General features: G+C 61.3%; 23 protein-coding genes and 1 pseudogene. 8 read left to right on the forward strand and 16 right to left on the reverse strand.

Going from position 1 to position 24163, the window contains the following annotated elements; all coding sequences use genetic code 11:
• Nucleotides 1-78 precede the first annotated feature (78 nt).
• Nucleotides 79-1140 carry an LLM class flavin-dependent oxidoreductase gene (locus tag FHX11_RS00310; protein ID WP_184353906.1) on the forward strand — a complete coding sequence of 354 codons (1062 nt, stop codon included), beginning with the start codon at nt 79-81 and terminating at the stop codon, nt 1138-1140.
• 52 nt (nt 1141-1192) lie between these two features.
• Nucleotides 1193-1945: a type I methionyl aminopeptidase gene (map, locus tag FHX11_RS00315; protein WP_184353908.1), complete on the forward strand. Its 753-nt coding sequence runs from the start codon at nt 1193-1195 to the stop codon at nt 1943-1945.
• 9 nt (nt 1946-1954) lie between these two features.
• On the opposite strand, the gene FHX11_RS00320 is transcribed toward map, so the two are convergent.
• Nucleotides 1955-2518, reverse strand: coding sequence for a PadR family transcriptional regulator (locus FHX11_RS00320; protein ID WP_184353910.1), 564 nt, complete (start codon nt 2516-2518; stop codon nt 1955-1957).
• Between the two features lie 420 nt (nt 2519-2938).
• Here FHX11_RS00320 and sbmA point away from each other — a divergent pair, with 420 nt between their 5' ends.
• Nucleotides 2939-4204 (forward strand): peptide antibiotic transporter SbmA, encoded by a 1266-nt coding sequence (sbmA, locus tag FHX11_RS00325; RefSeq protein ID WP_184353912.1) that lies wholly within the window; start codon nt 2939-2941, stop codon nt 4202-4204.
• Nucleotides 4205-4278: 74 nt separating this feature from the next.
• Here sbmA and FHX11_RS00330 read toward each other — a convergent pair whose 3' ends face one another.
• On the reverse strand, nt 4279-5259 hold the full coding sequence (locus FHX11_RS00330) for a polysaccharide deacetylase (protein ID WP_184353914.1): 981 nt from the start codon (nt 5257-5259) through the stop codon (nt 4279-4281).
• 178 nt (nt 5260-5437) lie between these two features.
• Between FHX11_RS00330 and FHX11_RS00335 the strand changes: the two genes are divergently transcribed.
• From FHX11_RS00335 to der, 3 genes are all read left to right on the forward strand, one after another.
• On the forward strand, nt 5438-6019 hold the full coding sequence (locus FHX11_RS00335) for an NnrU family protein (RefSeq protein ID WP_184353916.1): 582 nt from the start codon (nt 5438-5440) through the stop codon (nt 6017-6019).
• Between the two features lie 99 nt (nt 6020-6118).
• Entirely contained in the window at nt 6119-6802 is a 684-nt protein-coding gene (locus tag FHX11_RS00340) for a tetratricopeptide repeat protein (RefSeq protein WP_184353918.1), read from the forward strand.
• Nucleotides 6803-6817: 15 nt separating this feature from the next.
• Nucleotides 6818-8245: a ribosome biogenesis GTPase Der gene (der, locus tag FHX11_RS00345; protein ID WP_184353920.1), complete on the forward strand. Its 1428-nt coding sequence runs from the start codon at nt 6818-6820 to the stop codon at nt 8243-8245.
• 122 nt (nt 8246-8367) lie between these two features.
• On the opposite strand, the gene FHX11_RS00350 is transcribed toward der, so the two are convergent.
• Nucleotides 8368-8808, reverse strand: coding sequence for a MarR family transcriptional regulator (locus tag FHX11_RS00350; RefSeq protein ID WP_184353922.1), 441 nt, complete (start codon nt 8806-8808; stop codon nt 8368-8370).
• Between the two features lie 128 nt (nt 8809-8936).
• On the opposite strand from FHX11_RS00350, the pseudogene FHX11_RS00355 reads away from it, so the two are divergent.
• Nucleotides 8937-9089, forward strand: a pseudogene (locus tag FHX11_RS00355) (type II toxin-antitoxin system RelE/ParE family toxin); the annotation flags it as partial.
• Between the two features lies 1 nt (nt 9090).
• Here the strand turns inward: FHX11_RS00355 and FHX11_RS00360 are convergent.
• From FHX11_RS00360 to FHX11_RS00390, 7 genes are all read right to left on the reverse strand, one after another.
• A complete protein-coding gene (locus FHX11_RS00360) occupies nt 9091-10197 on the reverse strand; it encodes a glycosyltransferase family 1 protein (RefSeq protein ID WP_184355729.1) in 1107 nt (368 codons plus the stop codon).
• 123 nt (nt 10198-10320) lie between these two features.
• On the reverse strand, nt 10321-11238 hold the full coding sequence (locus FHX11_RS00365; protein WP_184353926.1) for a sugar kinase: 918 nt from the start codon (nt 11236-11238) through the stop codon (nt 10321-10323).
• A gap of 94 nt (nt 11239-11332) precedes the next feature.
• Entirely contained in the window at nt 11333-12319 is a 987-nt protein-coding gene (locus FHX11_RS00370) for an oligopeptide/dipeptide ABC transporter ATP-binding protein (protein ID WP_184353928.1), read from the reverse strand.
• The gene (locus FHX11_RS00375) at nt 12312-13307 is read right to left on the reverse strand and encodes an ABC transporter ATP-binding protein (RefSeq protein WP_184353930.1); all 996 of its coding nucleotides are present in this window, start codon (nt 13305-13307) and stop codon (nt 12312-12314) included. Before FHX11_RS00375 ends, FHX11_RS00370 begins: the two co-directional genes overlap by 8 nt.
• A 1-nt stretch (nt 13308) precedes the next feature.
• The gene (locus tag FHX11_RS00380) at nt 13309-14226 is read right to left on the reverse strand and encodes an ABC transporter permease subunit (RefSeq protein ID WP_184353932.1); all 918 of its coding nucleotides are present in this window, start codon (nt 14224-14226) and stop codon (nt 13309-13311) included.
• A complete protein-coding gene (locus FHX11_RS00385) occupies nt 14223-15146 on the reverse strand; it encodes an ABC transporter permease subunit (RefSeq protein ID WP_184353934.1) in 924 nt (307 codons plus the stop codon). Before FHX11_RS00385 ends, FHX11_RS00380 begins: the two co-directional genes overlap by 4 nt.
• A gap of 48 nt (nt 15147-15194) precedes the next feature.
• Entirely contained in the window at nt 15195-16775 is a 1581-nt protein-coding gene (locus tag FHX11_RS00390) for a peptide ABC transporter substrate-binding protein (RefSeq protein ID WP_184353936.1), read from the reverse strand.
• A gap of 294 nt (nt 16776-17069) precedes the next feature.
• Here FHX11_RS00390 and FHX11_RS00395 point away from each other — a divergent pair, with 294 nt between their 5' ends.
• Complete coding sequence (locus tag FHX11_RS00395; protein ID WP_184353938.1) at nt 17070-18716, forward strand: alpha-glucosidase family protein; 1647 nt, start codon at nt 17070-17072, stop codon at nt 18714-18716.
• On the opposite strand, the gene FHX11_RS00400 is transcribed toward FHX11_RS00395, so the two are convergent.
• From FHX11_RS00400 to FHX11_RS00425, 6 genes are all read right to left on the reverse strand, one after another.
• Nucleotides 18717-18971: a hypothetical protein gene (locus FHX11_RS00400; RefSeq protein ID WP_184353940.1), complete on the reverse strand. Its 255-nt coding sequence runs from the start codon at nt 18969-18971 to the stop codon at nt 18717-18719.
• Nucleotides 18968-19168, reverse strand: a complete 201-nt coding sequence (locus tag FHX11_RS00405) for a hypothetical protein (RefSeq protein ID WP_184353942.1) — start codon at nt 19166-19168, stop codon at nt 18968-18970. Before FHX11_RS00405 ends, FHX11_RS00400 begins: the two co-directional genes overlap by 4 nt.
• 96 nt (nt 19169-19264) lie before the next feature.
• Nucleotides 19265-20962, reverse strand: a complete 1698-nt coding sequence (gene ade / locus FHX11_RS00410; RefSeq protein WP_184353944.1) for an adenine deaminase — start codon at nt 20960-20962, stop codon at nt 19265-19267.
• Nucleotides 20963-21187: 225 nt separating this feature from the next.
• The gene (locus FHX11_RS00415) at nt 21188-22516 is read right to left on the reverse strand and encodes an aspartate aminotransferase family protein (protein WP_184353946.1); all 1329 of its coding nucleotides are present in this window, start codon (nt 22514-22516) and stop codon (nt 21188-21190) included.
• 434 nt (nt 22517-22950) lie between these two features.
• Nucleotides 22951-23268: a metalloregulator ArsR/SmtB family transcription factor gene (locus FHX11_RS00420; protein ID WP_007692427.1), complete on the reverse strand. Its 318-nt coding sequence runs from the start codon at nt 23266-23268 to the stop codon at nt 22951-22953.
• Between the two features lie 115 nt (nt 23269-23383).
• Nucleotides 23384-24133 carry a pyridoxamine 5'-phosphate oxidase family protein gene (locus tag FHX11_RS00425; RefSeq protein WP_184353948.1) on the reverse strand — a complete coding sequence of 250 codons (750 nt, stop codon included), beginning with the start codon at nt 24131-24133 and terminating at the stop codon, nt 23384-23386.
• Between the last annotated feature and the right edge of the window lie 30 nt (nt 24134-24163).

Raw genomic sequence — 24163 nt, forward strand, 5'->3', positions numbered from 1 at the left:
AACCGTTCGATAATTCATATTTGCGATTGCGGCCCCGCCTTCCTATCTCGTCCATCAACAACAGATGGATATTTTGCCATGGAACTTGGCCTCTATACCTTCGCCGACGTCAATCCCGATCCCGCTCTGAACAAGGGCGAGGAGGCGGCACGGCGTCTGAACGATCTGATCGAGGAAATCGAGCTGGCCGATCAGGTTGGCCTCGATGTCTTCGGGCTGGGCGAGCATCACCGCCCGGATTATGCGGCCTCGGCCCCGGCGGTCGCGCTGGCGGCGGCTGCGACGCGAACGAAGACGATCCGGCTGAGCAGCGCCGTGACGGTGCTGAGCTCGGACGATCCGGTGCGCGTCTTCCAGCAGTTTTCGACGCTCGATCTCCTGTCCGGCGGCCGGGCGGAGATCATGGCCGGGCGCGGCTCCTTCATCGAATCCTTCCCGCTCTTCGGCTACAATCTCGAGGATTACGACCAGCTCTTCGAGGAGAAGCTCGACCTGTTGCTGGCGATCCGCGATGGCGAACAGGTGAACTGGACCGGAGAGATGCGCGCACCGATCAACGGGCGAGGGGTCTATCCGCGGCCACTGCAGGACCCGCTGCCGATCTGGATCGCAGTCGGCGGCACGCCGCAATCGGTGGCGCGCGCCGGCGCGCTCGGCCTGCCGATGGCGCTCGCCATCATCGGCGGCGAGCCACGGCGGTTCGCGCCGCTCTTCGATCTCTACCGCGAGGCGGCCCGACGCGCCAAGCAGGATCCGGCCCAATTGAAGACCAGCATCAATGTCCACGGTTTCATCGCAGACACGACCGAAGCGGCGGCCGATCAGTTCTACGGGCCGCAGGCCGAGGTGATGAACCGCATCGGCCGCGAGCGCGGCTGGGGGCCGACAAGCCGGGCGCAGTTCGATCAATCGCGCGGGCCGAACGGCGCGCTCTTCGTGGGCGCCCCCGAAACCGTGGCCGAAAAGATCGTGGCGCATCACAAGCTGTTCAAGAATGATCGCTTCCTACTGCAGATGGCGATCGGCACCATGCCGCATGATCAGATCATGCGCGGCATCGAGCTCTATGGCACGAAAGTCGCGCCGCTTGTGAGAAAGGCATTGACTGATGAGGGCGGAGAGGCGAAAGCGACGGTCTGAACCTTCATGCCCCCACGTCTGTGGACATGAGCGAGCCAGCCGGAAGCCGTGAATGATCGTTACGAACGACGACGAACTGACCAAGCTGAAAGAGATCGGCCGCATCTGCGCCAACGCGCTGCAGGCGATGGCCGCCGCCTTGGAGCCGGGCATTACCACGCTGGAGCTCGATGCGATCGGCCGCAAGGTGCTGGAGGATGCCGGAGCGCGTTCGGCGCCCGAGCTTGTCTATAAATTTCCCGGCGCCACCTGCATCAGCGTCAACGAGGAAGTGGCGCATGGCATTCCCGGCCCACGGGTGATCCAGGCCGGCGATCTCGTCAATCTCGACGTTTCCGCCGAGAAGGACGGGTTCTTTTCCGATACCGGCGCCTCCTTTGCCGTACCGCCGGTCAAGCCGAAGATCGAGCGTCTTTGCCGCGACGGCAAGCGGGCGCTGTGGGTCGGGCTGAACCAGGTTCGCAGCGGCGCACCCTTCTCCAAGATCGGCCATGCCGTCGGCGCCTTCGCTCAGAAGAACCGCTACACGCTGATCGCCAATCTCGCCAGCCACGGCATCGGCCGTTCGCTGCATGAGGAGCCGGCCGAGGTTTCCACCTGGGCCGACCCCGACGAGACGCGGATCATGGAGGACGGCCTGGTCTTCACCGTCGAGCCGTTCCTGTCGCTGGGCGCTACTTGGGCCGAGGGCGGTGATGACGCCTGGACGCTTTACGGCGATCCGCGCGCCGCGACCGTGCAGTATGAGCATACGGTCGTCGCCACCCGCAACGGGCCGGTCATCCTGACGCTTCCGGACAATTGAGCGGGCCGCTCAATCGTCCTTCTTCGTTTCGCCGCGGATGATATCGGCGGCGGCCTGTTCGAGGATCGCTGCGATGCGGGCGCCCTCGGCCTTGCTCCATGGATGTCTGGACCGCAGCGCCGAGCGCAGCAGGTCGCGCGCGCGGTGAACCTCGCCGCCGTCGCGGCCGAAGGGGCGGTCGTCGTCGCCGGCATCTTCACCGCCGAAGACCCGCTTCACATGCGCCATCTTTTCGCCGATCGCGCTGAGCTTGGCGAGCGTGGCCTCGACCAGCGCCTGGTTTTCCTCGACGCGCTTCTGGCCATCTTCGGTGATGCGGTAGAGCTTCTTCGTGCCGCTCGCCTCGACTTCGGCCAGGCCCGTTTCCTCAAGATAGGTGAGGGCGGGGTAGATGACGCCGGGGCTTGGTACATAGAAGCCGCCGGAGCGCTCTTCGAGGGTCTTGATCAGCTCGTAGCCATGCCGTGGTTGCTCGGAAAGCAGGGCGAGGATGATGAGCTGCAAGTCGGCGGCGTCGAATTTCCGCCCGGTGCGAAACCCGCCGCCGAACATGCCGCCCTTGAAGCCTCTCATAAAGTCTCTCCCATGCCGGCCACGGGAATCGTGGCCTCTGCCATGTCGTAGGATATATGCCTCGACGCTGTCAAAGTCAGCGCCGAACATGCGATCTCCAAAGCCTCTCATATCGTTTCTCCTTTTGGGTGATGAGGGTTTGTATCGTTAGTCATGTCGTAAGATATATATCGTAAGATAATATTTGCAAGAGGTATCGCAAATTCCATCGATCGAACCGAGCGGGGAAGCCGCGGCCCCTATGGGCGCCAACTTGGCATCGCTGAACAATCACATCACGATCATGCAATAAGCGGTTACATCTATGTAAGAATAGGGCTTGGCTGGTTGCCGCTTGTGGCGAACTGCCTTAGGTTCGCCGCGAATGAACGTCATTGCGGTTCCTCCCCGACAGAACCCGATTAGGAAAGCTCGCTTATCGTGTTTCACTCTTTCTTCCCCCAGCCGAAATTGCTGTTCACCTCGATGGTGGTCTGGACGCTGGTTTGTATTGCTGCCTGGTATGCATTCTTCTCTGGCCTTGGGACCCAATTGGGTTTCGTCATGCCGTCGGAAGGGCAGGAGCCTTACGATCTCAGCTATTTCCTTCTGTGGGGAAATCTGTGGTTCTATGGATTTTTCCTGATTGCTATCGTGATCTTTTGCGGTGCATGGCACATCCGTGCCTGGAATCATCCATGGAAGGTCTGGTCGCTCTGGGGATCGGCACTGATCATCCTCGTGACCTACTTCGGTGTTCAGGTTTCGGTGGTGATAAACAATTTTCGCCGTCCTTTCGGGGATCTTCTTCAGGCGGCACTCACAAAGCAACCGGGCGTCACAACGGAAAGCTTCTACTCGCTGATGACGATCTTCGCGCAGATCGCTTTTCTCAGCATGTTTGTCTCCATTCTGACCGACTTCTTTACCAGCCACTATATTTTCCGGTGGCGCACGGCGATGAACAATTTTTACATGTCGAAATGGGAGAAGTTGCGCCATATCGAGGGGGCGTCCCAGCGTGTACAGGAAGACACCATGCGCTTTTCCTCCGTGCTGGAGGGCCTAGGCATCAGCCTGATCAACTCGGTGATGACGCTGATCGTATTTCTGCCGATCCTGCTGGCGCTTTCGACCTATGTCACCGAACTCCCCATCATTGGGAAGATTCCTCATTCGCTCTTCTGGCTGGCGCTGTTCTGGTCCATTTTCGGCACGGTGTTGCTGGCGGTTGCGGGTATCAAGCTGCCTGGCTTGAATTTCAAGAACCAGCGTGTCGAAGCAGCGTATCGTAAGGAACTCGTCTATGGTGAGGACCATGAGGATCGGGCGCAGCCGACAACCGTTGGGGAGCTTTTCGCAAATGTTCGGCGGAATTATTTCCGCATCTATTTCCATTACGTGTACTTCAATGTCGCCCGCTATTTTTATTTGCAGGCCGACACGATGTTTGTCTTGTTCATGCTGGTCCCGACTTTCGTAGCCGGTGCGATCACCTATGGTATCTATCAGCAGATCGCGACAGCTTTCGGCCAAGTCAGCAACTCGTTCCAGTATCTCGTCAATTCATGGACGACGATCATCGAGCTGTTGTCGATCCATAAGCGTCTCAAAGCCTTCGAAGCGGCGATCGACGACGAGCCGCTGCCGTCTATCGACCAGAGATATCTGGAGCAGGAAGCGGGCGTCATACACGCTGACGGCTAAGCAGGCGTACCAAATAAAAGGGCCCGCGTTCGACGCAGGCCCTTTTTTCATGAGATCGAGCAACTTGTCCGGTCTCACCCCTGCTGCGGCTTCTCGCGGGTCGCGATCATCGGGATTGCTTCGGAATAGCTGACGCAGGCGACGCCATCACGGTGGCAGACGTCGCTGACGAAGCGGTCGAGCGCCCGCCAATAGGCGCCGTCGTTCATCTCGACGAAATGGAAGCCGAGCTGCAACGGGATGCGGTCGCCGTTATACTGCTTGTCGAAGGCGGCTTCGAAGGCCTCGAAGGTACGGTCTTCATAGGTCTTGGAATTGGCTTTGTCTTCCACGCCCTTGGAGTGGCGGACATAGAGATTGTAGTCCATGCCGATGACGGGCCGATGGCTTGGGCCTTCCGGGATCAGCGGCAGCCCGAAGCGATAGAGCCCGCCGACCAGCTGCGGTAGGGCCGGCCCCTTGGTCACGAGGCTGGCGTCATAGAGGAAACCCATGTCCTTTTCCGCCGGCACGAGGCCGTCGCTGGTGGAGAGATAGGGCGCCCGGAAGCCCTTGACGCCGTGAGTGGCGAAATCCTGCCAGCCCTGCGGCTCCTTGTCCGCCAGGCCGACATTCTTCCATGCGTCGCGCAGGGCGATGCGGGCATTCATGAATTCCTGTTTCCAGTCCGCCGCACTCCAGCCCTTGCCGTCGAAATGGCCGCAGGCATGGCTGGAAATGTCGTGGCCCTCCAGATGCGCGCCCCAGATATTGTCGATGCGGGTGCGCACGTCGTCCTCGCTCTTGGCGAAACCGACATTGGACTTACCGACCCTCTGTCCCGGTCCCTGATAGGCCTTTGCCTGGGCGCGGTTCATCAGGAAGGTGCAGGAGAGGAAATAGGTAAAATGCGCGCCGTTGCGCGCGGCGATCTCACGGCTCTTCGTCCACAGCGCATTGTCATGCGCGCCGTCGAAGGAGATCATCACCAGTTGCTTCGGCTTTTCATCCGCCTTGGCCACCATGGGCAAAGCCAGGGTGAGGGCGAGGGATACGCAGGAGACAAAACGAGACATGGGCACCGGGATAGCGTGATGGAGCTGCTCTTGTCCGAAGGTCGCTTGGCTGTTTTCGGTAGCAGACTCAGGAATTTATCGCTTCCTGTCGTGCAAATGCGGCGAAGCTGCGGTGAAGCTGGTAATTTTTCGCCACAATCGCTAAGCATGTCATCACAAAATAGAACGGGATTCACTCATGTCATTGCTCATTCTCGGCATCGTTCTTTTCCTCGGCATCCATCTCATCCGCGTCGTCGCACCGGGATTTCGGCGTTCTATGATCTCCAGCTTCGGTGAAGGCGGCTGGAAGATCGGCTATTCGGTGGTGAGCGTCATCTCGCTGATTCTGCTGATCTATGGCTTCGGGCAGGCGCGTGACCAGACGCCGATCTGGTCGCCGCCGTTCTGGATGAGCCATATTTCGGCGCTGCTGATGCTTTTCGCGCTGATCTGTCTTGCCGCCTCGCTCTTGCCGGCGGGGTATATCGCGGTGAAGACGAAGCATCCGATGGTGCTGTCGGTGAAGATCTGGGCCTTTGCGCATCTGCTGTCCAACGGCGATGGCGCCGCGATATTGCTGTTTGCGGCCTTCCTCGCCTGGGGCGTCATCCTCAGGATTGCGCTGAAGCGCCGCGAGCGGGCCGGTGAAATCACGCTCCGCCCCTTCGTGTCGGCGACATACGATCTCTATGCCGTCATCATCGGTGCGGTGGCCTGGGCATTGATCATCTGGAAGCTGCACGCGTGGATTATCGGGGTTTCCCCGCTGGTTATGTGACGATTTCTGCCATTCCCCCTTACAACGGCCGCAAAATGGGGTAGAAGGCCCCACTACCATAAGCTCTTTGCAATATTTTGGCCTGCGCCGGAGACGAGAATGGCATTCAACGACGACAGCTTCATCCGCGAGGTGAACGAGGAACTGCGTTCGGACCAGTTGCGGTTCGTATGGCGCCGTTTTGGCCGGCTTATCATCGGCGCCGCTGTGCTCATCGTTCTCGGCACCGCCGTCTATAGCGGCTATCGCTATTGGTCTGGTCAACAGGCCGGCAGTAGCGGCGACCAGTTCATTTCGGCGCTGACGCTCGCCGACCAGAACAAGACCGACGAGGCTCTGGCCGCGCTTGCCGCCATCGAGAAGGATGGCAGCGGCTCCTATCCGCTCTTGGCGCGCATGCGCGCCGCCACGCTGCAGGCGCAGAAGGGCGATACCGCCGGCGCCGTCGCTGCCTTTTCGGCAATCGGCAAGGAAACCGGCATTCCGACAGTCGTCCGCGATGCGGCCCGCCTGCGCGCCGCCTATCTGCTCGTCGATACCGGCAGCTACGATCAAGTCGCGGCCGAGGCGCAGGAGCTGGCGGTGCCGGCGAACGCCTTCCGCCATTCGGCGCGCGACGTGCTTGGGCTTGCCGCCTACAAGGCGGGCGATTTCGCCAAGGCGCGGCAATGGTTCCAGGCGATCGTCGACGATCCGCAGAGCCCGCGCAATGTCGGCAATCGCGCGCAGATGCTGCTTGACCTCATCACGGCATCCGGCAAAGCTCCGGCTGCAAACGGCTGAAGGGTAAATCACTAAATGAGTTTCACGGTTGCGATCGTCGGTCGCCCGAATGTCGGTAAATCCACGCTTTTCAACCGTCTGGTTGGCAAGAAGCTGGCGCTTGTCGACGATACGCCGGGCGTGACCCGCGATCGCCGCCCAGGCGATGCCAAGCTGATCGATCTGCGGTTCCGCATCGTCGATACCGCCGGTCTCGAAGAGGCCGGCGAGGAGACGCTGGAAGGCCGCATGCGCGCCCAGACGGAAGCTGCGATCGACGAGGCCGATCTGACGCTGTTCGTCGTGGACGCCAAGATGGGCCTGACCCATGTCGATAAGACCTTGGCTGAAATGCTGCGTAAGCGCGGCCGGCCTGTCGTGCTCGTCGCCAACAAGTCCGAAGCACGCGGCTCCGACAGCGGCTTCTACGACGCCTATACGCTCGGCCTCGGCGAGCCTTGCCCGATCTCGGCCGAACATGGCCAGGGGATGATGGACCTGCGCGATGCGATCGTCGATGCCATCGGCCATGAGCAGGCTTTCCCGCCGGAGGAAGATGAGGCTGAGACGAATGTCAGCATTCCCCGCCCCGAAATCGGCGAGGATGGCGAGGAGATCGACGAAGAGCCCGCCTATGACGAAACCAAGCCGCTGCGCGTCGCGATTGTCGGCCGCCCGAATGCCGGCAAATCGACGCTGATCAACCGCTTTCTCGGCGAGGACCGGCTGCTGACCGGTCCTGAGGCCGGCATTACGCGCGATTCGATCTCGGTCGACTGGAGCTGGCGCGGCCGCACGGTGAAGATGTTCGATACGGCCGGGATGCGCCGCAAGGCGAGGGTCACCGAGAAGCTGGAAAAGCTGTCCGTCGCCGATGCGCTGCGCGCTATCCGTTTCGCCGAGACCGTGGTCATCGTCTTCGACGCCACCATTCCCTTCGAGAAACAGGATCTGCAAATCGTCGATCTGGTTATCCGTGAAGGCCGCGCCGCCGTGCTTGCCTTCAACAAGTGGGACATGATCGAGGATCGCCAGGCGGTGCTTGCCGATCTGCGCGAAAAGACCGACCGGCTGCTGCCGCAGGCGCGCGGCATCCGTGCCGTACCGATTTCCGGCCAGACGGGCGAGGGGCTCGACCGGCTGATGCAGGCGATCGTCGATACCGACAAGGTCTGGAACAAGCGTATTTCCACCGCCAAGCTCAATCGCTGGCTGGATACGCAGCAGGTCCAGCATCCGCCACCGGCGGTCTCCGGACGGCGCATCAAGCTGAAATACATGACGCAGGTCAAGGCGCGTCCGCCGGCCTTCATGATTTCCTGCACGCGCTCTGATGCGCTGCCGGAATCCTATGTGCGCTACCTGATCAACGGCCTGCGCCAGGATTTCGCCATGCCCGGCGTGCCGATCCGCATCCATTTCCGGTCGTCGGAAAATCCCTACGAGAACAAGAAGAAGCGCTGACGGCCTCTGCCCTCGCTCCGGCGGGAGAAGGGTGGCGCTCCCGAGTTTATCGAAGGGCGCCCGGCTGTGCCGGCGTTACCGGGAAAGCGGTCTTTCAGCCTCTCGGAGAGAGGGGATTGAGATCAGGCCGCGCTCTTGTTCAGCGCTTCGCGCAGGGTGACGATTTCCCCCCGCAGCCGCGCCAGTTCATCCGCCGTCGTGTTCGATGCCTCGAGGATGCAGGGGGGTATGTCGGCGGCTTTTCTCTTCAGGGCGACGCCCTCGCTCGTGAGGCTGATCAGCACCTGGCGCTCGTCCTCCTTGCTGCGGGTGCGCTGGATGAAGCCGGCTGCCTCCAGCCGCTTCAGCAGCGGCGTCAGCGTGCTTGATTCGAGGAAGAGCTTCTCGCCGATGCCGCCGACGGTCTGGCCATCCCCTTCCCACAGCGTCACCATGACGAGATATTGCGGATAGGTGAGGTTCAGCGCGTCGAGCATCGGCTTGTACAGCCGATTCATCGCATGGTTCGCCGAATAAAGGGCGAAGCATATGAAGTCGTCGAGTTTCAATAGATCGTCAGCCATGTCCAATACTCCGTATGGGAGTCGATATAAGTCGTGCGATAAATAATCGTAATCCCAAAAGCGAAATATCGCCATGCATTTTTGCGGATTTCCAATCAATGGGCCGCATGAGTGTCGGCGTCCTTGTCCCCCATTCCGGTCGCATTGGCCGATTGCCGGGCACGCGGGAGCTGGTGGTGGCGCGCACCTCGCTCCTCGTCGTCTACAGGGTGATGGAGTATATCGAGCTGATTCGCGTCCTGCACGGCGCGCAGCAATGGCCGCCGGCCGATGGCGAATAGGCTATTCTTTGTCGGTCAATGCCCGGCCACGATGGTTGGCGATGCGGACATTGCCGATGAATTGCGCCGTCGCGGCTTCCCAGGAATAGTTGAGCGCCAGGCTGCGGGCCGCCTCGCGGGAGGAGGACAGGGCTGCGCGGCAGGCTTGTCCGAGGTCCTCATGGACCACGCCAGCTTCATCGTCGCCGGCCAGAATGTCGGCCGGGCCGGTGACGGGATAGGCGGCGACGGGCACGCCGCTGGCGAGCGCCTCCAGAATGGCATTGCCGAATGTGTCGGTCTTCGACGGAAAGACGAAGACGTCGGCTTGTGAATAGGCATGCGCCAGCGCCTCGCCGAATTTCGCGCCGAGGAAATGAACCTGCGGGTAGAGCTTTTGCAGCTCCGCCCGCGCGGGTCCGTCGCCGACCACGACCTTCGAGCCCGGCAGATCGAGATCGAGGAAGGCCGGGAGATTCTTTTCCAGCGCCACGCGGCCGACCGTCATGAAGATCGGGCGGGGCAGGCCGAAGGGATTGTCCTCCAACGGCTGCGGACGAAACAGCGTCGAATCGATGCCGCGGCTCCAGGGCAGCAGATTGCGGATGCCCTTCAGCCTGAGCTCGTCGGCAAGGCTCGGCGTTGCGACCATGCAGCCGGAGCCGGCATTGTGGAACCATCTGACGAAGGCATAGAGCCAGCGTTGCGGGATCGGCAATCGGGCCGAGACATATTCGGGAAAGCGGGTGTGATAGCTGGTCGAGAATGGCATGCCGTTCTTCAGGCACCAGCGCCTGGCCGTCAGCCCGAGCGGACCTTCGGTGGCGATGTGAACATAGGTCGGCCGCGCTGCCATGATCCTGGCGGCGACCGTGCGGTAGCTGGCGATGGAGAGGCGGATTTCCGGGTAGGTCGGGCAGGGGACATTGCGAAAGCCTTCCGGCGTAATCATGCTGACGTCGATACCCATGCGCGCCAGCTCGCGATTGGTGTTTTCGATCGAGCGGACCACGCCGTTGACCTGCGGGTGCCAGGCATCGCTGACGATGAGCAGGCGCTCCGGCACCGCGACCGGAGTCGCAGCCTGATCCCAGCTATTGTGATTGATGTCCGACAACCGTTGCAACATGCCCAACACACTTCATCCGCACCGCACCCTTTTGGTGTCGGCAGAACCAATTGCGGTGCGATAAAGATGATTCCCGCGCCTGATCTATTGTGCGGGCTGTCCATGATGGAAATATTACAGTGCTCAGCGAGCCGTCTGCAGCTTTTCCGGGGGTACCAATGCACCGTGTTCCTGGATCACTTTCGCGGCGATGCCGGCGGCAAAACGGGCGGCGGCGATGGGATCGTCATGCTCCAGATAATGGGCGAGGAAGGCGCCGTTGAAGCTGTCTCCGGCGCTGGTGGTGTCGACGACCTTGGCGACCTTGACGGCCGGAACCAATGTCTCTCCGGCGTCGGTGCCGATGGTCGCGCCGTCGGGGCCGTTCTTGACGACGACCATGCTGGCGCCGTGCTGTCGGTAGCGCCGGATGGTGCCGGCAATGGAATCATCGGCGAAATGGGCGACTTCGTCGTCGAAGCTCGGCATGACGATGGTGGAGGCGCGGGCGCCTTCGCCGATCAGCGTGTGCATGGCATCCAGGCTCGACCAGAGGCGCGGGCGGATGTTGGGGTCGAAGACCACCAGCTTGCCGACAGCCTTGGCGCGGCGCAGTTCGGCCAGCAACGTCTCGGCGTCCTCGTGCGAAAGGATGGCGAGCGTGATGCCCGAGAAATAAAGGACATTCGAGGCCTCGATCGCCGTGCGTAGCGCGTCGCCGTCGGTCGCGAGCTGGCGGGCGGCCGAGCTGTCGCGCCAATAGCTGAAGGAGCGCTCGCCGTCCTTGAGGTTGATCATATAGAGGCCGGGGGTCTTGCCGCGAAGACGGCGAATGCTCGTCGTGCCGATGCCGTGCTCGGTCATGAAGGCGAGCATCTCGTCGGACATGGCGTCGTCGCCGAGTGCGGTGAAATAATCGATCGACCAATCTTGCGGCAGGCAGGCACGGGCATACCAGGCGGTGTTGAAGGTATCGCCGGCAAAGCCCTTGCGCAGATGACCGTCCTTGGCCTGCGACAATTCCACCATGCATTCGCCGATCGATAGAAAACGTCCGCCCAAGACTTGCCTCCCGCAGTTTGCTTGCCTGCTGCATACCCGCATGGCGCCGCTTGAGCAAGGTGGACGGCGGGCCCCGCCGTCCACTTTCGGAGCTTTACGGCAAGTCCATATGATAGCATGCCGCAGTCTGGCCGGGGCGCACCTGTTCGGTCGGCGGCGCCTTCGTCCGACAGATATCCGTCGCCTTCCAGCAGCGTGGCGAGAAGACGCAGCCGGGCGGCGGATTGAGCGGCGAGGGCGGATCGCCCTGCAGGCGGATGCGCTCGCGGCCGCGGGCCAGCTTCGGGTCGGGGATCGGTGCCGCCGAGAACAGCGCCTGCGTATAGGGATGGGCCGGATGGTCGAAGACGGTGGCGGCGGAGCCCGCTTCCACCACCTTGCCGAGATAAAGCACCAAGACATCGTCCGAGATCAGGCGCACGACGGAGAGGTCGTGGCTGATGAAGATCAACGTCAGGCCGAATTCCTTGCGCAGCTTGCGCAGAAGCGTGATCACCTGGCCCTGGATCGAGACGTCGAGAGCAGAGACCGGCTCGTCGCAGACGATCAGCTTCGGCCGGGTGATGACGGCGCGGGCGATGCCGATGCGCTGCGCCTGGCCGCCGGAGAACTCGTGCGGATAGCGGTTGATCATCTCCGGCACCAGGCCGACCGCCGCCATGATCTCGCGCACGCGCTCCTGCCGCTGTGCTCTCGTCAGCTTCGGCTCGAAGACGGTCAGTGGCTCGGCGATGATGTCGCCGACGGTCATGCGCGGATCGAGCGAGGCGATCGGGTCCTGGAAGATGATCTGCATGTCGCGGCGGCCGGCACGCATCTCCTCTTCCGACAGATCCAGCAGGTTGCCGCCCTGCCACATGATGCGGCCCTTCTGTGCCTTGATCAGCCGCAGGATGGAGCGGCCGAGCGTCGACTTGCCGCAGCCGGATTCGCCGACGATGCCGAGCGTACGCCCCGTCTTCAGCTCGAAACTGACATCGTTGACGGCTGTCAGGATCAGCGGCGGCTTGAAGAGGGATTTCGAGGGAAGCTCGAATTCGGTTGTGAGATGCTCGACCTTCAGAAGCGTCTGTTCAGCCATGGACGAGGCTCCGTTCCTGATTAGCCGAGAGGGGATGGAAGCAGGCGGCGCAACGCTGCGGCGCGAGCTTGTCGAGCGGCGGCGCGGCATCAAGACAGTCGTCCTGCACATGGGCGCAGCGCGGCGAGAAGGAACAGCCGCGCGGCAGATGCATCAGGTTCGGCGGCCGGCCGGGGATGACGGCGAGGTCGTCGACATCCTGATCGGGCCGCGGGATCGAGGCGTGCAGCGCCGCCGTATAGGGATGGGCCGGGTTTTCGAACAGTTCCTCGACCGGCGCTTCCTCGACGATGCGGCCGGCATACATGACGGCGACGCGATCGGCGAGACCGGCGACGACGCCGAGATCGTGGGTGATCATGACGAGCGCCGTATTCATCTCCGCCGTCAGCTCGTTGAACAGATCGAGGATCTGCGCCTGGATGGTGACGTCGAGCGCCGTCGTCGGTTCGTCGGCGATCAGCAGCTTCGGCCTGGTCAGCAGCGCCATGGCGATGACGATGCGCTGGCGCATGCCGCCGGACAGCTCGTGCGGATAGAGGTTGAAACGCCGTGTCGGGTCGGGGATGCCGACGCGCTTCAGCATATCGAGCGCTGCTGCCGAGGCGGCGCGCGCCGAAAGCCCGCCATGGACCTCGAGCTGTTCCGTCAACTGCCGCGAGATGCGCAACGACGGATTGAGGGCCGTCATCGGGTCCTGGAAGACCATGGCCATGTCCTTGCCGCGCACATGGTCGAGTTCCCTGGGTTTCAGGGCCAGCACGTCCTTGCCGTCCAGCAGCGCCTGGCCACTGGTGCGCCCGTTCTTGGCGAGCAGGCCCATCAGGCCGAGGAAGGTCTGGCTCTTGCCGGAGCCGGATTCGCCGACGATGGCGATGCGCTCGCCACGGCCGATCTTCAGGTTCATCTTCGAGACGGCGGCGACCTCGCCTTCCGGCGTGCGGAAGGTGATCGAGTAGTCTTTGAGTTCGAGAAGTGTGTCTGTCATGTCAGCGATCCTTCGGATCGAATGCGTCGCGCAGGCCGTCGCCGATGAAGAGCAGGCTCATCAAGAGGGCGACCAGGAAGCCGGCGGGGAAGAACAGCAGCCAGGGCGTCGTTTCCATGCCGGCCGAGCCTTCGGCGATCAGCGTGCCGAGCGAGGTCAGCGGTTCCTGCACGCCGAAGCCGAGATAGGAAAGGAAGCTCTCCGTGGCGATGATCTCCGGAATGGTGAGCGTCGCATAGATCACCACCGGGCCGACGAGGTTCGGAACGATGTGCTTGAGGATGATCTTGAACGAACGCTGGCCGGAGGCCCGGGCCGCCTCGATGAATTCCCGCTGCTTGATGGAGAGCGTCTGGCCACGCACGATACGCGCCATGGTCAGCCATTCCAGCGCACCGATCGCCGCAAACAGCAAGTAGACGTTGCGGCCGAAGATCACCATCAGCAGGATGACGAAGAGCACGTAGGGCAGGGCGTACATGATATCGACGAAGCGCATCATGATGGCATCCACCCGACCGCCGAAATAGCCGGCGACGGCGCCGTAAAGCACCCCGATGACGACCGAGACGAGGGTTGCCACGAGCGCGACGGTCAGCGAGACGCGCGTGCCGTAGAGCGTGCGTGCCAGCAGGTCGCGGCCGTTGCCGTCGGTGCCGAAATAGTGGCCGGCGGCGAAATCCGGAGGCCCGCGGAAGGACGTCCAGTCCGGGTCCTCATAGTTGAAGGGCAGGAAATACGGGCCGAAGATGGCGACCAGCACCAGAAACGCCAGCACGACGAGGGAGATCGCAGCCGCCTTGTTGCGCAGGAGGCGGCGCATCGCATCGCCCGTGAGGGAGCGCCCTTTCGGCGCCAGCCCCTCGGCTGAAAGCAGCTCCGCTTCCAGCAATTCACGTTTTGCGGAATTGAGGATCATCGCATTCTCACTTTCGGGTCGAGCCAGGCATAGGCGATGTCGACGAGCAGGTTCAGGACCACGATCAGAACCATGTAGAAAATGACCGTGCCGAGCACCATGCCGTAGTCGCGGTTGAGCGCGGCGCCGACGAAATAGCGGCCGACGCCGGGAAGGCCGAAGATGCTTTCCACCACCAGCGAGCCGGTGAGCAGGTAGCTTGCCGCCGGGCCGAGATAGGAGACGACGGGCATCATCGCCGGCTTCAGCGCATGGCGCATGACCGTGAGCCGTGGGCCGATGCCCTTGGCCTTGGCGGTGCGGATGAAGTTCTGGCCCATCACCTCGATCATCGAACCGCGCATCAGGCGCGAAATGCGCGCGGCATGCGGCAAGGTCAGGACGATGACGGGCAGGATCAGGAACCGTATCGAGCCGTTGCCCCAGCCGCCGACCGGCAGCCAGCCGAGCGTGTTTCCGAAGATGAGCTGCAGGATCGGGGCGATCAGGAAGCTCGGCATGACCAGGCCGATGAGCAGGCCGCCGCCCAGCCAGTAATCGGCCGCGCGGTTCTGATAGAGCGCCCCAAGACAGCCGATGAATATGCCGATAACGGTCGCCAGCACGAAAGCGGCGCCGCCGATGGTCAGCGTGTAGGGAAAGCCCGACATGATCTGCTGGGTGACGGTGAAGTCCTGATTGGCGAAGGAGGGACCGAGATCGCCCTTCAGCACGTCGCCGACATAGATCAGATATTGTTCGACCAGCGGCTTATCGAGATTGTAGTGGGCTGCGAGGTTGGCTTTGACTTCCGGCGGCAATGGCCTTTCGCCATCGAAAGGGCCGCCGGGGGCAAGACGCAGAATGAAAAAACACACTGTCACGGCAATCCACAAAACCGGGATTGTCGACAGCAGACGACGGAGAGCGTAGCGAAACATGGGTGCGTTGAGGCCCCGCCAGCCAAGAGCGGGCGGGGCCTTTTCCTATTATTCTTTGATGGACAGCCAGCGGGTACGGTGAATGTCCTGAATATTGTCGACGAAGCCCTGGACCTTCGGAGCGACGATATTCTGGGAGACATAATAGTAGATCGGGATCGCGGCACTGTCGTCGAGGGCGATCTGCTCGGCCTTCTTGTAGATCTCGGCGCGCTTCTTCAGGTCGGTTTCCTCGTTGCCCTGCTTGATCAGCGCATCATAGTCCTTGTTGCTCCAGCGGCCGTAGTTCATCTCGACGCCGGTGGACAGCAGGTTGAGGAAGTTGATCGGATCGTTGTAGTCGGCGAGCCAGCCGGCACGGCCGATCTGCACCTCGCCACGCTGCATTTCATCGTAATGCACCTTGGTTTCGGTGTTGTAGAGCTCGATATCGACGCCGAGCGGCTTCCACATGGCGGCGATCGCGACGGCGATGCGCTTGTGGTTGTCGTTGGTGTTGTAGCGAAGCTGTGCCTTCAGCGGATGGTCGGGACCGAAGCCGGCTTCCTTCAGCAGTTTCTTGGCCTCTTCGACCTTCTGCTTGTAGGGCTCATCCTTCCAGCTCACATAGGCCGGTTCGCCATAGTTGGAGGTGCCCGGCGGCACCCAGGAATAGGACGGCAGTTCGCCGGTGCCGAGGATCTTCGGGCCGATGACTTCGCGGTTGACGGCCATGGAAAGGGCCTGGCGGACACGCTTGTCGTTGAAGGGCGGCTTGGTGAAGTTCAGGACGTAATAATAGGTGCCGAGGAACGGAACCACATGTGCTTGGCCGGGAAGGTTCTTCTGAATCCAGTCGAACTGGTCGGCGGGGAACGAGGTGAGGATGTCGAATTCGCCAGCGCGATAGCGCTTCAGCGCCGCAGCCTGATCTTCGAGCGTGTAGTAATTGACGTTGTCGATCTTGATGTCCTTGGCGTCGTAATACTGATCGCTCTTGACCATGCTCACATGCGAACCGGGCACCCATTCGGTGGGCTTGTAGGGGCCGTTGGTGACGATGTTGCCGATCTTGACCCATTCGTCGCCCTTGGCCTCAACGACATGCTTCGGCACCGGATAGGCCGTGTAGTGCATCAGGGCGTTGATGAAATAGGGGGTCGGGTTTTCGAGCGTGATTTCCAGTGTCTTGTCGTCGATTGCCTTGACGCCGAGCTGTGTCAGATCCTTGATCTCGCCCTTGTTGATCTTTTCCGCGTTCAGGATCGTGTACTGAAGATAGGCATACTGGGCGGCGGTCTTCGGGTCCATCAGGCGCTGGAAAGCGAAGACGAAATCCTGTGCCGTCACCGGCTGGCCATCGGACCATTTGATGCCGTCGCGCAGCTTGAAGGTATAGACCTTCTGGTCGGGGGATACGGTCCAGCTTTCAGCCTGTCCGGGAATGGGGTTGTCCTTGGGATCTTCGGTCACCAAGCCTTCGAAAATATCGCCGTCGATACGGTTTTCCCAGTCGCCGGAAATCTTTTGCGGGTCGAGCGACGTGGGGTCGCCGCCGTTGTGGATATTGAGGGTCGCGGCATGCGCGGAGACGCTCAATAGGGTGCCGACGAATGCCGATGCGATAAGTTTTCGGGTGAAATAAGTCATATCTTTCCCCACCTTTCTGGAGTGACGGACCTTGTTTTTTCAAGGTTATTTTAGTTCCGCAGCTAACCTGGACGTGCAGGTCAATGTCGCAAGTTATCCGAAGCGACGTCGCTTTCAAGCCCCCCTGGTAAATCGCCGCTGGCGGCCGGGAAATTTCCACTTCCGAGGGTTTTGCGAAATCGGCCTCATAAATCTTGCGCGTGCAATCCGGATCGGCGCTTCCCGGCTTGCGGCTTGCCGCCTCGTGTTTAGTGTGCGATTTGAAGGAACCTGTGAAATCGAGGCGGATCGTTGATGGCATCGGCGGACAAGACGGCGGGAGCCGATTGGTGGCGTGGCGCGGTAATCTATCAGGTCTATCCGCGATCGTTTCAGGATACCGACGCCAATGGGCTCGGCGATATCAAGGGCATCACCCGCCGCCTTAAGCATATCGCCTCACTCGGCGTCGACGCCATCTGGCTGGCGCCGTTCTTCACCTCGCCGATGGCCGACATGGGCTATGATGTCGCCGACTATTGCGACGTCGATCCGATCTTCGGCACGCTCGCCGATTTCGACGAGATGATGACGGCGGCGCATGCGCTAGGGCTCAAGGTCATCATCGATCAGGTGATCTCGCACACCTCGGACCGGCATCCCTGGTTCGTCGAGAGCCGGGCAAGCCGCGACAATCCCAAGGCCGACTGGTATGTCTGGGCCGATCCGAAGCCGGACGGCACGGCGCCGAACAACTGGCTGTCGATCTTCGGCGGGCCGGGCTGGGAATGGGATGGCGTGCGCCGGCAATATTACCAGCACAATTTCCTGGCGTCGCAGCCGGACCTGAACTTCCACAACGCCGAAGTGCAGGATGCCGTGCTCGCCGCAGTCAAATTCTGGCTCGACCGCGGTGTCGACGGTTTTCGGCTGGATACTGTCAATTACTATTTCTGCGACAAGCTTTTGCGGGACAATCCGCCGGCGGCGAGCGTGGTCGGCGGCCTCGATGCGCCGGAGAGCAACCCCTACGGCATGCAGAACCATCTCCATGATAAGACGCAGCCGGAAAATATCGGCTTCCTGAAGCGGTTCCGGGCGCTGCTCGATCAATATGAGGGCCGCACGACCGTCGGCGAAGTGGGAGATGGCGCCCGCTCGCTGCAGACGGTGGCCGCCTATACGAGCGGCGGCGACAAGCTGCACATGTGCTATACGTTCGATCTGCTCGGACCGGATTTCACCCCGGCGCATTTCCGTCGCTGCGTCGGCGATTTCCAGGCCAATGTCGCCGATGGCTGGGTCTGCTGGGCTTTCTCCAACCATGACGTCAACCGCCATGTCAGCCGCTTCGCCGAAACCGAGGCGGAGCAGCCGCGTGTCGCCAAGCTGGCGATTTCGCTGCTGTCTGTTCTGCGCGGCTCGATCTGCCTCTATCAGGGCGAAGAGCTTGGCCTGCCCGAGGCGGAACTGGCCTTCGAGGATCTGCAGGATCCCTATGGCATTCGGTTCTGGCCGGCCTTCAAGGGCCGCGACGGATGCCGCACGCCGATGCCGTGGGAAGGGGGACGGGCGCATGCGGGCTTCACCACGGCCGAGAAATCATGGCTGCCGGTGCCCTATCAGCATGCGGCGCTCGCCGTCGACAGGCAAGAGGCCGATCCGCATTCCGTGCTGCATCACTATCGCGAGACGCTGGCCTTCCGGAAGCGGCACGCGGCACTGCTCGATGGCGATATGATCTTTCTCGACACGAAGGAGGATGTGCTCGCCTTCACGCGCAGGAAGGGCGACGAGACGCTGCTCTTCGTCTTCAATCTCTCCCGCAAGCCGGTGAAGGTCGCGGTGCCGGAGAATCTGCGGATCGCGAGAGCGACGCCGATGCCTGGCTTCGATCCGGCCGTCACCGGCGATGTCATCACGCTTGCGGCGCTGGATGTGTTTTGCGGTCAACTTGGGTGATCAGCGCAGCAGCTTGTCATAGTCGGTATGAGAGCCGATCCAGAACCAGATGAGATCGTCGCCGTCGGCAACGGCAAGCGCCCGCCAGGAAATGCCGACGCGGGCCGACCAAAAGCGGCCTACCGGCTTGAAATGCAGCGAGGGATGTTTCGGGTTCGCTTTCAGAAGCTCGAAGTTGCGGTCGGCCAATTCCCGGACATGCTGCGGCAGCTTCTCATAAGCTTGCCAAAACGACGGCGCGGCATGATGTTTCACAGGGCCTTTGTCTTCCCTATGCGGAAATCAGCAAGTGCTTTGTCCGCCAGCCGATCCAGCTTCCCGGCGGCAACATCGGCTTCCATCTGCTTGTCCCATCGGCTTGCCTGAAGCGTTTCGAACCATTCGGCGAAGGCTTTGAAATCTTCTGGCCCCAGCTCGGTGACGTTTTTCTCAATCTGTTCAAGCTTCGTCACGATCGTCTTCCATTGCCAAGCGATTTGTATCGTAGGGAAAGATAACAATAGACCCTGCGCAATTGAAGTCCCATGGCCTGTATTGTCGATTGCGCCTCACCCGATCAGCATGAATTTGTCCACATCCACGAGACCGCGATCCGATATCTTCAGATGCGGGATGACCGGCAGCGGCAGGAAGGCGAGCTGCAGGAAGGGTTCTTCCAGCGTTGCGCCCAGGGCATAGGCCGCCTGGCGCAGATGGTGCAGCGTGTCGCGCACGCTCTCATAGGGCTCGAGACTCATCAGGCCGGCGACAGGCAGGGGGATCTCGCCGGTGACGACGCCGTTTTCGACGACGACGAAGCCGCCATTGATGTCGCTGAGACGGTTGGCGGCGAGCGCCATGTCATCCTCGTTGACGCCGACGACGCAGATATTGTGGCTGTCATGGCCGACGGTCGAGGCGATCGCGCCCTTCTTCAAGCCGAAGCCCTGGACGAAGCCGTTGGCGTGGTTGCCGTTCTTGCCATGTCGCTCGATGACGGCGACCTTGATGATGTCGTTGCCGAGGTCGAGATCGGTCTGGTTGCCCTTGACCGGCAGGCGATGGCGGCGGTGTTCGGTGATGATCTTGCCGGGCACGACGCCGATGACCGAGCTTTCGCCCTCGGTAACCGGCACGCCGAAATCGGCGGCATTGATCGGGCGTGCCCTGACGCTGTCGAGGCCGACGGGGGCGACGGGCTTGCGGGTGGCGAAGAGCTCGGCCGTGACGCGGCGGCCGGCCGAGAATACCGTCTCCGCCTTGCAGCTTTCCAAGCTGTCGATGATGATGAGATCGGCGCGCCAGCCGGGTGCCACCAGGCCGCGGTCGCGCAGGCCGAAGGCGCGGGCAGCCGAGATCGAGGCGGCGCGATAGATCGCCAGCGGCTCGACGCCATGCGCGATCGCCGTGCGGATCACGTAATCGAGATGGCCCTGTTCGGCGATATCGAGCGGATTGCGGTCGTCGGTGCAGAGCGCCAGATAGGGCGACAGCCGCTCGGTTATGATCGGCATCAGCGCATGCAGGTCCTTGGAAACCGAGCCTTCGCGCACGAGAATGTGCATGCCCTTGCGGATCTTCTCCAGCGCCTCCTCGGCGGTGGTCGATTCATGCTCGGTGCGAATGCCGGCCGAGAGATAGCCGTTGAGATCATTGCCGCGCAGGAGCGGCGCATGGCCGTCGATATGGCCGCCCTGGAACGCCTCCAGCTTGGCCATGCAGACGGGGTCCTTATAGACGACACCGGGAAAATTCATGAATTCGGCCAGGCCGATGACCTTGGGATGGTCGCGGAAAGGCAGGAGGCGTTCGATCGGCAAGTCGGCGCCGGAGGTCTCCAGATGCGTCGCCGGCACGCAGGAGGAAAGCTGGACGCGGATATCCATGATGGTTTCGAGAGCGCTGTCCAGGAAATACTGGATGCCCTCGGTGCCGAGCACATTGGCGATCTCATGCGGATCGCAGATGACGGTGGTGACGCCATAGGGCAGGACGCAGCGGTCGAACTCGTGCGGCGTCACCAGCGAGGATTCGATGTGCAGGTGGGTGTCGATGAAGCCGGGCACGACGATCCGGCCGGAGATGTCGATCTCCTCGTGGCCCTGGTAGTTGCCGCAGGTGCCGACGATGCGGTCGCCGCAGATGGCGATGTCGGAGGCGACGAGTTCGCCCGTCACCAAGTCGAAGAAGCGTCCGCCCTTGAGCACGATATCCGCCGGTTCGCGGCCGACGCCCTGGTCGATGTAGCGTTCGAGTTTGGCTGACATGGTTCATTCCTGCGTTTGCTGTGATTCCGTATAGCCCCTCACCCTAGCCCTCTCCCCGCCATGCGGGGAGAGGGGATCGGTCCGAATTTGTTGATAGAGCGGCGCTTCTTCCGGCTTGGCGAGAGACGGCGGACCACCTCACCCCGTTTTACGGGGAGGGGGCTTTCCGCTTTTGCCGATGATAATTGCCCATTTCGGCCTTGTGAGAAGAAGGTGTCGTTCGCCTCAGATATTATTCTGCAAGATCTCCCTGAGCTTTCCGAACAGCTCGTCTATATGGTGCTTTTCGATGATCAGCGGCGGGGAGAGGGCGATGATGTCGCCGGTGGTGCGGATCAGCAGGCCTTTTTCGTAAGCCTTGAGGAAGGCGGTGAAGGCGCGCTTGGTGGGTTCGCCGGCGATGGGGTCGAGTTCGATGGCGCCAATCAGGCCGGTATTGCGGATATCGATGACATTGGGGCAATCCTTCAGGGAATGCAGCGCATCGGCCCAATAGTCCGACAGCTCGGCGGCGCGGGTCAGCAGGCCCTCTTCCTTATAGGTGTCGAGCGTGGCGAGAGCGGCGGCCGAGGCGATCGGGTTGCCCGAATAGGTGTAGCCATGGAAGAACTCGATCATATGCTCGGGTCCCTGCATGAAGGCGTCGTGGATTTCCGAGGTGACGAAGACCGCGCCCATCGGGATGACGCCGTTGGTCAGGCCCTTGGCCGTGGTGATGATGTCGGGGGTGACATCATAATATTGGGCCGCGAAAGGCGCGCCGAGGCGACCGAAGCCGGTGATGACCTCGTCGAAGATCAGCAGGATGCCGTGCTTGGTGCAGATGTCGCGCAGCTTCTGCAGATAGCCCTTCGGCGGGATCAGCACGCCGGTGGAGCCGGCGATCGGCTCGACGATGACGGCCGCGATGGTCGAGGCATCATGCAGCGTGACGATGCGCTCGAGTTCGCTGGCGATATCGCCGCCATGCTCCGGCTCGCCGCGGGTGAAGGCGTTCTTGCCGGGAACATGCGTGTGCGGCATGTGGTCGACGCCGGTGAGCAGCGTGCCGAACATCTTGCGGTTGGTGACGATGCCGCCGACGGAGATGCCACCGAAATTGACGCCGTGATAGCCGCGCTCGCGGCCGATGAGGCGGAAGCGGGAGCCGTTGCCCTTCACCCGGTGATAGGCAAGCGCCACCTTCAGCGCGGTCTCGACGGATTCGGAGCCGGAATTGGTATAGAGAACATGGTTCATGCCCTCGGGGGCGATGTCGACCAGCCGGTTTGCCAGCTCGAAGGCCTTGGGGTGGCCGAGCTGGAAGGCCGGGGCATAGTCGAGTTCACCCGCCTGCTGGCGGATGGCTTCGGTGATCTTCGGGCGGCAGTGTCCGGCATTCACGCACCACAGACCAGCCGTCCCGTCCAGCACCTGACGTCCGTCGTGGGTGGTGTAATACATATCCTTGGCGCTGACGAAGAGGCGCGGTTCCTTCTTGAACTGGCGGTTGGCCGTAAACGGCATCCAGAAGGCGCGCAAATCGTTGGGGGTGGCATTGAGACGGTCGGACATGCTGTTCTCCATGGCCATTCGGGGACCATTTCCCGATCGCGGCGCGACGGCGCGATTATTGACTGCCTGGTCAAATTATCAGCCGGCCTTTTGGCGTCAAGATGACGTCGGGAGCCGCGGGACAGGGGGACGAATGAGGCGATGGAGGACGACGTAAAACGGTTTCGCTTTTAGTCCAATCTTGTCTCGTCTTGTCTTGTTTGCCGGAGCAAATCAGATCAGATTTGTTATCGAGCTAACATAGAACCGAATGCGGACGTACGAGGTATTTCTCGCCGAAAGGCGGGCGTTTGACACGAAAAAGCTGGCAAATCGAAAATTTGCCAGCCAAATCATTTATATATGTGGTGATGAAAGCGACTTGACCTCAAGGGTTGGAAACGACCATCCCCATGCAGACCTAGCCTCGGCAGTCCCAAAGCCAATTCTGGCGATTAAGCGGCCGTTCTACTTTTTTCAGGTTCACAATAAATGTCTTCCAGCGTTTCGAGAACCCGGATGACCGACTCTGAAGTGCTGGAGTAGTAAATGGTTTGAGCATCGCGGCGGGTTTTCACCAGCTTCTGGGCGCGGAGCTTTGAAAGATGCTGGGAAAGCGCAGATTGGCTAAGGCCGACCTGATTGGCCAACACGCCAACAGGAACCTCGCCTTTGACCAGGCTGCAAAGAATCATAAGGCGCTTGGGGTTCGCCATCGCCGATAGTAATGCTGCCGCCACGTTGGAGTGGTCGGCCAAATTTCTTGTCTTCATCTCTTTGATCTTCCTAATGCGGAGCGTACATCAGAAATTGTGATATTTCCAACCGGGGAGCTAAACCCGATAATTAATAATACCAAGGGGGGGCAAAGATTGTATATACCTAAATTTAAGGTATCGAGTATGCTATTTTAGATATGTATGAATTAGCGTCGTTCAACTCCCCTAAAGGCGGGTCAAATTCCCATCTGAGGGTGCGATCTCCCCAAATTAGGTCGATTCCTGCCATATCCAGGCCATAAATCCGCCAATCTCCCCCCTTGGCACCCCCTGATGCGGTCACGAGGGCAGAAACAAGATCGGGGTGCCTGGCTACTAATTCTCGCACTAGCACATCCGCATCCCGTGCCAAGATCTCGTTAGCCGCCGAAAGAATCATGAGATCTTCCCCCGGCAAAACATAGGCCTTTCCGAAGCCGCCATTCAGGCTTGCGGCGATCGGGACGAGGCGGAAAAAACAGAAATCCGGAAAGTCCGCATAAAGCTTCGCCTTGGGATGGCGGGCCAGAAATCGCGTGCGGATGCGCGCGTGGAATGGGCCGTCGCGGTCCACGCGCTCGGCTCGGCATTGGATGCTGAGACGGGGGTGGGCGAGGGGATCGCCCTTGCCGGGTTCACCGAAGAGCGCGGAGGCGCGAGGGTCCTTCGAGAGTGCCTTCGTATGGGCGGAAAGACCGGAGACGAGCATGACCGGCACGCCGTCGATATCGGTGCCGGTCAAGACGCGGCTGACGGCAGGAAAGCCGGTTTCAGGATCGAGGACGGCAAGAGCCGCGTGACGGGCGGAGCGCAGCAGAATGCGCGCCTGCCGGCGCGCCTCGTTGTCGGTTTCCCGCAATACGGATGACTTGTCGTTCATCGTTGCCTCCGCAGGCGGGAAGAGCGGTCG

It is taken from the genome of Rhizobium sp. BK602 (assembly GCF_014195095.1).
GTDB lineage: Bacteria > Pseudomonadota > Alphaproteobacteria > Rhizobiales > Rhizobiaceae > Rhizobium.

What these genes read in the sequence shown, in the direction of transcription:
- FHX11_RS00395 (WP_184353938.1), top strand. Translation starts at nt 17,070, where the DNA reads ATGGCATCGGCGGACAAGACGGCGGGAGCCGATTGGTGGCGTGGCGCG.
- FHX11_RS00310 (WP_184353906.1), top strand. Translation starts at nt 79, where the DNA reads ATGGAACTTGGCCTCTATACCTTCGCCGACGTCAATCCCGATCCCGCT.
- der (WP_184353920.1), top strand. Translation starts at nt 6,818, where the DNA reads ATGAGTTTCACGGTTGCGATCGTCGGTCGCCCGAATGTCGGTAAATCC.
- FHX11_RS00420 (WP_007692427.1), bottom strand. Translation starts at nt 23,268, where the DNA reads ATGAAGACAAGAAATTTGGCCGACCACTCCAACGTGGCGGCAGCATTA.
- FHX11_RS00335 (WP_184353916.1), top strand. Translation starts at nt 5,438, where the DNA reads ATGTCATTGCTCATTCTCGGCATCGTTCTTTTCCTCGGCATCCATCTC.
- FHX11_RS00360 (WP_184355729.1), bottom strand. Translation starts at nt 10,197, where the DNA reads ATGTTGCAACGGTTGTCGGACATCAATCACAATAGCTGGGATCAGGCT.
- FHX11_RS00415 (WP_184353946.1), bottom strand. Translation starts at nt 22,516, where the DNA reads ATGTCCGACCGTCTCAATGCCACCCCCAACGATTTGCGCGCCTTCTGG.
- FHX11_RS00330 (WP_184353914.1), bottom strand. Translation starts at nt 5,259, where the DNA reads ATGTCTCGTTTTGTCTCCTGCGTATCCCTCGCCCTCACCCTGGCTTTG.
- FHX11_RS00385 (WP_184353934.1), bottom strand. Translation starts at nt 15,146, where the DNA reads ATGTTTCGCTACGCTCTCCGTCGTCTGCTGTCGACAATCCCGGTTTTG.
- FHX11_RS00350 (WP_184353922.1), bottom strand. Translation starts at nt 8,808, where the DNA reads ATGGCTGACGATCTATTGAAACTCGACGACTTCATATGCTTCGCCCTT.
- FHX11_RS00425 (WP_184353948.1), bottom strand. Translation starts at nt 24,133, where the DNA reads ATGAACGACAAGTCATCCGTATTGCGGGAAACCGACAACGAGGCGCGC.
- FHX11_RS00375 (WP_184353930.1), bottom strand. Translation starts at nt 13,307, where the DNA reads ATGACAGACACACTTCTCGAACTCAAAGACTACTCGATCACCTTCCGC.
- FHX11_RS00320 (WP_184353910.1), bottom strand. Translation starts at nt 2,518, where the DNA reads ATGAGAGGCTTCAAGGGCGGCATGTTCGGCGGCGGGTTTCGCACCGGG.
- FHX11_RS00390 (WP_184353936.1), bottom strand. Translation starts at nt 16,775, where the DNA reads ATGACTTATTTCACCCGAAAACTTATCGCATCGGCATTCGTCGGCACC.
- FHX11_RS00340 (WP_184353918.1), top strand. Translation starts at nt 6,119, where the DNA reads ATGGCATTCAACGACGACAGCTTCATCCGCGAGGTGAACGAGGAACTG.
- FHX11_RS00380 (WP_184353932.1), bottom strand. Translation starts at nt 14,226, where the DNA reads ATGATCCTCAATTCCGCAAAACGTGAATTGCTGGAAGCGGAGCTGCTT.
- FHX11_RS00370 (WP_184353928.1), bottom strand. Translation starts at nt 12,319, where the DNA reads ATGGCTGAACAGACGCTTCTGAAGGTCGAGCATCTCACAACCGAATTC.
- map (WP_184353908.1), top strand. Translation starts at nt 1,193, where the DNA reads ATGATCGTTACGAACGACGACGAACTGACCAAGCTGAAAGAGATCGGC.
- ade (WP_184353944.1), bottom strand. Translation starts at nt 20,962, where the DNA reads ATGTCAGCCAAACTCGAACGCTACATCGACCAGGGCGTCGGCCGCGAA.